The 668-nt window shown below is 45.5% G+C and carries 2 protein-coding genes; one reads left to right on the top strand and one right to left on the bottom strand.

Going from position 1 to position 668, the window contains the following annotated elements:
- Positions 1-120, bottom strand: a 120-nt coding sequence (locus R7Z47_RS25085; RefSeq protein WP_318130793.1) for a TetR/AcrR family transcriptional regulator, incomplete at its 3' end; no start/stop codon positions are given.
- A 169-nt stretch (positions 121-289) separates the two neighbouring features.
- Between R7Z47_RS25085 and R7Z47_RS25080 the strand changes: the two genes are divergently transcribed.
- Positions 290-668 (top strand): UvrD-helicase domain-containing protein (locus R7Z47_RS25080; protein WP_318130792.1); only part of this gene is annotated, 379 nt, incomplete at its 3' end.

Raw genomic sequence — 668 nt, 5'->3', positions numbered from 1 at the left:
GACACCCGCTTCGTTGGCCAGCTTTTGCATAGAAAGCCCTTGAAAGCCAGACTCTGCAATTAACTGCTCCGCAGCGGCAAGTATTTGATCGCGTTTATCTACAGCAGGGTTGTCCGTCATAATCCTACTACCAGTGAATGAACGTTCATTCATTATAGCTTAAAGTCTGGTCTACTATGCAACAGAATGTTGCACCAATCGGGGTAAAATTTACGAGAAAATCACCGTAGCATTCAAAGAGCCACCCCTTTATCATAGGCGCCACATTTGTCACCCGCAGAGAATTTGTATGAAGCTGAACCCTAGACAAGATGAAGCCGTAAAATACGTGTCTGGTCCATGCCTAGTGCTTGCCGGCGCAGGCTCAGGTAAAACGCGCGTAATTACTAATAAAATTGCTTACTTGGTTCAGCAATGTGGCTACAAAGCAAGAAACATCGCGGCCGTGACCTTTACCAACAAAGCAGCCCGCGAAATGAAAGAGCGTGTTGGTCAAACCTTGGGTAAAGCCGAGTCGAAAGGTTTGATGGTTTCTACTTTCCATACATTAGGTTTGAATATCATCAAACGTGAGTACAAGCAGCTTGGATTAAAAGCGGGCTTTTCGTTGTTTGATGATCAAGACCAGATGGCGCTGTTGAAAGAGTTGACGGAAAAGCAACTCGACG

This window comes from Vibrio sp. 1641, assembly GCF_033339995.1.
GTDB lineage: Bacteria > Pseudomonadota > Gammaproteobacteria > Enterobacterales > Vibrionaceae > Vibrio > Vibrio alginolyticus.
Note: the sequence above shows the minus strand (reverse complement) of the source record. Positions and strands in the feature narration are given on the sequence as shown.